This is a genomic window from Aneurinibacillus danicus, from assembly GCF_007991215.1.
Classification (GTDB): Bacteria; Bacillota; Bacilli; order Aneurinibacillales; family Aneurinibacillaceae; genus Aneurinibacillus; species Aneurinibacillus danicus.
In genome coordinates this window covers 22257-29550 of the sequence record NZ_BJXX01000100.1, presented here as the reverse complement: position 1 = coordinate 29550, position 7294 = coordinate 22257, and the positions used below count along the sequence as shown (strand labels likewise).

Here is a 7294-nt window from a genome sequence, read left to right as displayed (position 1 = left end):
CTTGCGGCTGGAGAGCCATGGAGGTTTTGTGTGTGTCGTGTGACCGTCTTTCGTCTGTCTCCTTTTTAATGTACATTTCCTCTGTTGTCTATCTGTTCTGCCTGTACTTCTTGCGTTTCCACCGCTTCGTCCACCCTGCAATCCCCACAAATCCAATGCTTGCCGATTTCCTGCCCCTGACTGGTTTTTCCACAGGTTTCACATGTAATCATTTTCATTCCTCCTGAGGATGAGTTTGAGGTACTTACATTTTAATGCAGATTGGATAAAATTGAAACATCCGTGTAGCTAATACGTATGAAACTGGTGTAAAAAGATGTAAGAAGGAGGTCAAGCGAATGAACCCGAAACCGGCTTGTATCATTATACACGGAAGTACGTTTTTTGCGCCCGTGCTCGTACCGCTGGTGTTTTATTTTCTGTCCGATCATCCATATGTAAAAGAGAAAGCAATGGAGGCATTGCTGTTTCACATTATGATGGGGGCGGTAATCGCGATTTCGTCATTTTTGATGATTGTGCTCATCGGATTTATCCTTGTACCGATTTTCTCCATTATTGCGATTTACTATCCAATCAAAGGAATCATCCGGGCGCTGGCGGAGAAACCGTTTCACTATCCGATCGTGCACAGCTGGGTACGTTAAGAAAGGACGAAAACGTCTAGATATAACGCGTTTCGCTTATGCGGCCATCTTTTCCTGATAACGATGGGGAAAAGATGGCCCTGTTTTTTGGATCAAGTGAATCGTATCGATCTTCTGGCGCTGGCATCCCGCCCCCTGAGACGCGATGCCGGTGTCTATCATCAACGGAACCGCGATGGAATAGTTATTTTTGTCATGGCCGCTTCTATTTTCTCTATTTGTGCATATAGATATAAAGGTGTGAATGAAGAAGTGGAGGGGATTGCCATGTACCTGGGTGTGTTTGACATGAAGGAAAGGCTTGAACAAATGCGTAAACTGTTAAAGGAGAAAAGACGTCTCAAAGAATTGCTTGAGCAAGACATCGAAGATATTGAACGCGACATTGTCATGATTGAGAACCAACTTGAGGCCGCAGAACGCAGCTTTTTCGTATAACCGCATGAATGGGCATTTGCCCCTCTTCCTTCCTGCCCGCCTGCTGCGTACGATATAAAAGAAGCACGCAAGCAAAGAAGGTGAAGCGATGACCAAGAAAGAGTTAAAACGGTTTGCGAGGCAACACCCGGAGTTTGCGACGTGGGCGAGGTCACAACGTCAGAAAGTACGGAATCTGGCCCGGCAGCGCAATTACGAGCTGATTGTGCAGGAATGGGAGAAGAGCAAGCAGCCAAAGCCGGTCCAGCGTAAAGTTATGGCGCATCAAATCGCCGAATCCATGCGGGATGTGCAGAATTTCATGCAGAATGTGGAGAGCGTCTTCGGCAAAATCAAAGCCTTGCACGGATATACGAGAAACCTCAAAAGGTAGTCTTTTGGGGTTTTTTTTGTTGAGTACGCCATGTCCTGAAATTGTTGCTTGATTTTTCTCTAAAATCGTTTAAAATGAACATGGATTCACGGAAAAATACTGTCTATAACGTAAAAACGAAACTCTTTTTTACTATTGTCGTAGAATCTAAAGGGCTAGACAGTAGCAACGATACGGAAGAAGAAGGGGAGATAGCAGGGTGAAAGCAGCTGAATGGTCGGTGAAAAAGCCGGTCACCATTGTAATGCTGATCGTGGCGGTTGTCCTATTTGGTATCATTTCGCTGCCGAAGTTGAAAGTGGATTTATATCCAGAACTCAATATTCCGGTAGCGGTTGTCGTGACCAGCTATGAAGGAGCCGCGCCGGAGGAGGTGGAAAACCTCATCTCAAAGCCGCTTGAGGGTGCGATCGGAACGGTTAGTAATATTAAAACCATTAGTTCGGTTTCCATTAACGGAGCTTCACAGGTAATTGCCCAATTCAATTGGGGTACTGATATGGATCAGGCGGCACTGGACATGCGGGAGAAAGTAGACTTGGTGCGCAACAGTCTGCCGGACAACGCAGGTTCGCCTCGGGTTATGAAGTTTGACCCGAATAGTATGCCGATACTGTCACTGGCCGTATCAGGTCCGATGGATGTCGTCGAGTTAAACAAGATTGCTGAAGATATCATACAGCCGCGTATTGAGCGGGTGGACGGTGTCGCCTCTCTTGGAATTTCCGGCGGAAAAACGCGTGAAATTCAACTAACAATAAATCCGGATGCCCTCAATACATACGGATTGACGATAGAACAAATTACACAGAGCCTGAATGCGCGCAACCTGGCGGGTACGGCGGGAAGTGTGACGGAAGGCGATCGTAATATCAGTATTAAAGTTACAGGAGAATTCGACAGTCCGCAGGATATCGGTGCCACACCGGTTGCGCTGCCGCAGGGCGGAACGATTCAATTGGCGGACTTGCTTACGGTAACGGACGGATATAAGAAAATTACCCAGAAAGCAACCGTGAACAATCAACCCAGCCTTGGTCTGGAAGTTACCAAAGCCTCGGGCGCCAATACGGTAGAGGTGGCCGATGCCGTGAAGGCGGAACTGGAAGAGATTAAGCCCCTATTGCCGCAGGGCGTGAAGATTTCTACGATTATGGATACCTCCATCTTCGTAAAAGATTCTATCTTTACGGTTGCAGAGCACGCCATTGTTGGTGGCCTTTTTGCCGTCATTATTTTATATCTGTTCCTGCATAGCTTTCGAGCTATGTTGGTTGTCGCTATTGTCATTCCGATTTCTGTAATCGCTACGTTTGCGCTTATGTATTTTGGCGGACAGACGATTAACTTAATCTCGCTGGCCGGTTTAACGCTGGGGCTTGGTTCACTGGTGGACTTTGCCGTTGTAGTATTGGAAAGCATTTATCGAAAACGGCAGGCCGGACACGATATTACAGTGGCCTCCATCGTGGGAACGAAAGAAGTGGGCACTGCCGTTATGGCATCAGCGTTAGCGCAAATCTGCGTATTCCTGCCGATTGTATTCGTAGAAGGTCTGGCGGCGCAACTGTTCGGACCGCTGGCGCTTACTGTGGTATTCTCGCACATTGCTGCGCTGCTTGCATCGATTACACTGGTGCCAATGATGTCTTCGAAGCTGTTGAAAGAGCCTCCACATGAGGTGGAAGACTATCTGCGCTCTAAGAAAAAGACGCCGATGGTGCTGTTCCAAAAAGGCTTTCACCGCGTCAGTGAAGGGTATGGACGTCTGATTCGCTGGGCGCTTACCCACCGCAAAACCGTCATTGTATCAACGCTTGCCGCCATGGTGGTCACAATCGGCGTATTTGTATCCCCGCTCATTGGCAAAGAATTCATTAGCACGTTTGATCAGGGTCAAATATCGGTCAACATAGAGCTTCCTGCAGGCTCTAAACTGGAAGAAACAGAGAAAATTGTCCAGCAAGTAGAAGCGTTTGTAAAACAGGTCCCGGAGAAGGATATTATCTATACGTCCATAGGACGCGCCGGTGGAGCTGCGATTATCCAGACGGAACTAACTCATATGGCATCTGTCCAATTAAAGCTGGTGCCGAAAGAGGAGCGGGAACGCTCAACAGAGCAAGTAGTAGAGGAGCTCCGAGCAAAAGTGAGCGGTATTGCCGGAGCGGATATCGTAGTAGATATTTCTGATACCAGCGGTGCTCCTGCGGGATCGCCCATTGATATTGCGATTCGCGGCGATGATATGAATGTGCTGGCCGACATTAGCGAGACCATTAAAACTATGGTGAAAGAAGTGGAAGGCACTCGCAATGTTGTCTCTTCGCTTGAAGATGGAGTGGAGCAGTTCCAGTTGAAAGTCGATAGCAACATGGCCGCACAGTATGGGATTACCACCAATCAGGTTATCTCTGCGGTACGCACAGCCTTTGATGGTCAAATTGCAACCCGTTTCCGCACGGGTGACGATGAAATTGATGTGCGTGTGAAATTCCCGGACAACTTCAAATCCGAGATGAACAATATTGAGAGTTTAATGCTGTCAACACCGAGCGGGGCACAGGTAGCAGTCGGACAGGTAGCGACGATTACGAAGGAAATCACCCCGCAGCAAATCAACCGTACGAATCAGACGCGCCAGGTGAGCGTGACCGGGGATATTGTCGGCCGCCCTCTGAACGTAGTCAATCAGGAGATTAGTGCTAAGCTGGCCGAATTGAATTTGCCGGAAGGCTATTTCATTGAAACAGGCGGCCAGGCGAAAGAAATGGCTGAATCGTTCTCCAGCTTAGGTCTTGCCATTGCGCTTGCCATTGTGCTTGTGTACATGGTTATGGCAAGTCAGTTTGAGTCGCTGTTCTATCCGTTTGTTATTATGTTCTCCATTCCGCCTACGCTGATTGGGGTCGTTATCGGTCTCTTGGTTACCGGTTATCCACTTAGCGTAACGTCGTTAATGGGTTGCATTTTGCTTGTAGGAATTGTCGTAAACAACGCGATTGTATTGATTGATTATGTAAATACGCTGCGTAAGGAAGGGATGGACAGAGATGAAGCCATTAAAGTAGCCGGTCCGGTCCGTTTGCGCCCGATTTTAATGACTACGCTCACCACCGTACTTGCAATTTTGCCGCTGGCATTCGGCGGCGGGGAAGGTTCGGAAGCACAGGCGCCGCTTGCGGTCGTCGTCGCATTCGGTTTGACATTCTCTACATTAATTACCCTTGTGTTAGTTCCGGTCGTATACACGTTGTTTGATGACATGATTCAGAAGCGGAGAAAACGTCGGACAGAGCGTCGTGAGAAGAAGAGACAGCGCAGAGAGAAGGAAACAGGAGGAGAAGCAATCAATGCGTAAAATGGTAATAGGAATGACGATTGCCGGTCTGGTGGCAACCAGTGCGCTTGCAGCGGGCTGCGGCATAGGCGAAAGCAAAGAAGCGTCCGCTCCCGTCCAGGTCAAAACGGTTCCGGTGGAGGTGGCGGCCGCTTTTACCGGATCTCTGGATAAGGGCCGGACATTGACAGGTACAACGCAGGCATCGCAGCTGGTCAATGTGGTGCCGAAAGTAAGCGCGAAAGTCACGTCAATCTCCGTGAAAGTCGGACAAAAAGTACGTGCGGGTGATGTGTTGTTCCGTCTTGACGATAAAGATCTGCGCAATGCGGTAGATCAGGCACAGCAGAGCGTGGCGCTTTCCCGCGCATCGCTTGCTCAGACCCAGGCACAGACAAGAAATGGCGTCGATTCGGCACAGGCGGGAGTGAACCAGGCGAGCAGCGGACTTTCACAGGCAAATAGCGCTTATGAACAGGCCATAAACGGTATTTCCAATGCACGCAATGGTTTAGAACAGGCCAGTGCGCAAATGGAGCGCGCCCAGCAGGCATATAACGATGCTAAAACGAACGCTGACCGCATGCAGATGCTGTTTAATCAGGGGGCAGTAACAAAGCAACAGCTTGAACAGGCACAAACGCAGCTCAAGAATGCGCAAATCGCCATTCAGGAAGCGCAAATCGGCCTGAAAAACGCCAGCGTCGCGTTGAAAAATGCGGAAGCAGCCAAGAAAAGTGCGGAAGAGTCACGTAAAAACGCGCAGGCATCACTTGCCACCGCCAAGAAGCAGGTCAGCAACGCTGCCGGTGGAGAAGGCGTAGAAGTGGCCCGCCAGCAGCTTGCCCAGGCGGAGCTGAATCTTCGAATTGCGCGTGATAACTTAAATAACGCGGTTGTTACCGCGCCGATTTCCGGTACGATTGGGGCGATAAACGGAGAGGTAGGCGACTTCTCCTCACCGCAAAGTCCGTTTATCGTTCTGGCGAACCTGGACCCGATGAAAGTGGTGGTTAACACGCCGGAGAACTTAATCGGTCTGTTCGGTATGAATCAGTCGGTCGGTATCTCCATTCCTTCACTGAAGCTGAATACGAACGGAAAAGTGACAAGTATCAGTCCGCTTAACCAGCAGTCAAAAGGCTATCCGGTTACGGTGGAAGTACCGAATCCGGACGGCAAGATTAAAGCTGGCATGGCGATTCAGGTGAATGTGGCTTCTCCGACCGCTAAGAAGGGGATTGTGATTCCGACAAGCGCAATTTTGACGGAAGAAAATAAGCCGTACGTGTATGTGGCTCAAGGAGATAAGCCGGTGCGCAAGGCCATTACCATCATTGAGCAGAACAGCGACAATACGCTTGTAGCCGGCCTGAAGGAAGGCGAAAAAGTAATCGTCAAAGGGCAAACGCTTCTTGATGACAATGTGAAAATTTCGGTAAAGAAATAAAAACGCCGTTCTTCTGTTTAGAATCGGCCGCTCCTGTCCATCCTGTGAAAAAAGGCTCTATACAGGAGGACAGGAACTATGAAAAAAGCGTTTGGGTACGCGCTGATACTGCTTGCCGCGACAGGGCTTACGGGCTGTCAGGAGCAGGAGCCGCTGCCGGATGAAACGGCGAAAAGTCAGGAAGTGCTCGCGCAGTCGCCTGCGCTTGCCGTTTCGCATTCGATCGAGGGCAATACCGTGTATTTGACCTTTCTGACGCGGAATTTTATGTATGCACCGGCCGGTGAGCCGCAGATGAAACCGGGTGAAGGGCATGTGCATGTGTGGGTGGACAACAAACTAACCCGGGTCTATGCCAATACGTTCAAAGTGTCTAATTTAAAGCCCGGTCCACATACATTTTCGGTTGAATTGGTGCGAAACAATCATAAGCCATATGCGAATACAAAAATTACATTTACGATTCAAATTAAATAATTCGTATTAATTTATGGATAGGAGAATGCCTTAAAAATAAGCCATTCTCTTTTTTTTGAAAAAATAGTTTAAATATATAAAATATATTGACTATTAAAATGATGCTAAGGTATGATAGAGGAAATCAAAATGCTGTAGATATGGAGTCGCTTATGGATCGCACAGGAAAACTGTTGGGAGATTTAAAGCAGGCTTTGAGCCGCGAGTACAACCATGTGAATAAATCCTTGTTCGACGTGGGGGTACGCAAGCAGCAGGTTGATATAATCGGCAATAAAATCATGTTTATTACGCTCCATAAGCGTGTACATGCAATGCGGACGATCGACGGAAAGAATCGTGGGTTAACCAGAACGATGGACGTTATGCTTATCGATGAGTTCAAAGAACATCTTCGTGAGCATTTCACCAAGACGTTCGGTTTTTCGATTGTATCGATTCTCAAAGATTACGACCCGCAGAAGGAGCTTGCGGCGACGGTCATTATCCTCGATGATGACGTAGAACGCTATCTGCATCCACGCCAATCGAATATCGATAGACGGGCCGAATGAACTCAGGGAATGAGA

The 7294-nt window shown here is 48.4% G+C and carries 8 protein-coding genes; 7 read left to right on the top strand and 1 reads right to left on the bottom strand.

What is annotated here, in order from left to right; genetic code table 11:
• Positions 1 to 65: 65 nt before the first annotated feature.
• Positions 66 to 212: a hypothetical protein gene (locus ADA01nite_RS22070; RefSeq protein WP_170230245.1), complete on the bottom strand. Its 147-nt coding sequence runs from the start codon at positions 210 to 212 to the stop codon at positions 66 to 68.
• A 126-nt stretch (positions 213 to 338) separates the two neighbouring features.
• On the opposite strand from ADA01nite_RS22070, the gene ADA01nite_RS11590 reads away from it, so the two are divergent.
• From ADA01nite_RS11590 to ADA01nite_RS11560, 7 genes are all read left to right on the top strand, one after another.
• Positions 339 to 647 carry a DUF4870 domain-containing protein gene (locus ADA01nite_RS11590; protein WP_146810130.1) on the top strand — a complete coding sequence of 103 codons (309 nt, stop codon included), beginning with the start codon at positions 339 to 341 and terminating at the stop codon, positions 645 to 647.
• An 87-nt stretch (positions 648 to 734) separates the two neighbouring features.
• The gene (locus ADA01nite_RS11585) at positions 735 to 1085 is read left to right on the top strand and encodes a hypothetical protein (RefSeq protein WP_146810129.1); all 351 of its coding nucleotides are present in this window, start codon (positions 735 to 737) and stop codon (positions 1083 to 1085) included.
• A gap of 88 nt (positions 1086 to 1173) precedes the next feature.
• Positions 1174 to 1458: a hypothetical protein gene (locus ADA01nite_RS11580; RefSeq protein ID WP_146810128.1), complete on the top strand. Its 285-nt coding sequence runs from the start codon at positions 1174 to 1176 to the stop codon at positions 1456 to 1458.
• 199 nt (positions 1459 to 1657) lie between these two features.
• Positions 1658 to 4819 (top strand): efflux RND transporter permease subunit, encoded by a 3162-nt coding sequence (locus ADA01nite_RS11575; protein WP_146810127.1) that lies wholly within the window; start codon positions 1658 to 1660, stop codon positions 4817 to 4819.
• The gene (locus ADA01nite_RS11570) at positions 4812 to 6248 is read left to right on the top strand and encodes an efflux RND transporter periplasmic adaptor subunit (RefSeq protein WP_146810126.1); all 1437 of its coding nucleotides are present in this window, start codon (positions 4812 to 4814) and stop codon (positions 6246 to 6248) included. Before ADA01nite_RS11575 ends, ADA01nite_RS11570 begins: the two co-directional genes overlap by 8 nt.
• 78 nt (positions 6249 to 6326) lie before the next feature.
• The gene (locus tag ADA01nite_RS11565) at positions 6327 to 6725 is read left to right on the top strand and encodes a DUF6130 family protein (protein ID WP_146810125.1); all 399 of its coding nucleotides are present in this window, start codon (positions 6327 to 6329) and stop codon (positions 6723 to 6725) included.
• Positions 6726 to 6877: 152 nt separating this feature from the next.
• On the top strand, positions 6878 to 7279 hold the full coding sequence (locus ADA01nite_RS11560; protein ID WP_170230244.1) for a Na-translocating system protein MpsC family protein: 402 nt from the start codon (positions 6878 to 6880) through the stop codon (positions 7277 to 7279).
• The last annotated feature ends 15 nt before the right edge of the window (positions 7280 to 7294 follow it).

Coding starts and splice junctions, on each gene's coding strand:
- ADA01nite_RS22070 (WP_170230245.1), bottom strand. CDS start 212: ATGATTACATGTGAAACCTGTGGAAAAACCAGTCAGGGGCAGGAAATC.
- ADA01nite_RS11590 (WP_146810130.1), top strand. CDS start 339: ATGAACCCGAAACCGGCTTGTATCATTATACACGGAAGTACGTTTTTT.
- ADA01nite_RS11580 (WP_146810128.1), top strand. CDS start 1,174: ATGACCAAGAAAGAGTTAAAACGGTTTGCGAGGCAACACCCGGAGTTT.
- ADA01nite_RS11570 (WP_146810126.1), top strand. CDS start 4,812: ATGCGTAAAATGGTAATAGGAATGACGATTGCCGGTCTGGTGGCAACC.
- ADA01nite_RS11565 (WP_146810125.1), top strand. CDS start 6,327: ATGAAAAAAGCGTTTGGGTACGCGCTGATACTGCTTGCCGCGACAGGG.
- ADA01nite_RS11560 (WP_170230244.1), top strand. CDS start 6,878: ATGGATCGCACAGGAAAACTGTTGGGAGATTTAAAGCAGGCTTTGAGC.